A 325-nucleotide genomic window follows, 5' to 3' on the forward strand; every position below is an offset into this window, starting at 1 on the left:
CTTTACAGCGTCCCATACATTTATGTAGGACAAAGAGTAACCGTGGTCTGGGATACAGAAACCGTGGAAGTATATCTGAACACCCAACGAATAGCCCTGCATAAAAGAAGCTTCATAGCCGGACGTTCTACAGAGGACGCGCACATGCCTGAGAATCATCTGGAATACCAGCACAGCAAAGGACGGAATGCCGCCTTTTACCTGGAAGAGGCAGAGGTTATCGGCATGTATACACTGAAAGCCGTAGAAAAGGTATTGGCTTCACCGAAGTACGTAAGCCATGCCTACCGCTCTTGCGAAGGTATATTGTCCTTGCGTAAAAAAT

1 protein-coding gene is annotated in these 325 nt (G+C 47.1%); it reads left to right on the forward strand.

Annotated elements, in window-relative coordinates:
• Nucleotides 1-63: 63 nt before the first annotated feature.
• The coding region (locus tag ABFY71_RS18790; protein WP_431021557.1) for a hypothetical protein at nt 64-325 on the forward strand (262 nt) is incomplete at its 3' end.

Origin of the sequence: Devosia alba (assembly GCF_039938915.1) — a bacterium.
Lineage (GTDB): Bacteria > Pseudomonadota > Alphaproteobacteria > Rhizobiales > Devosiaceae > Devosia > Devosia alba.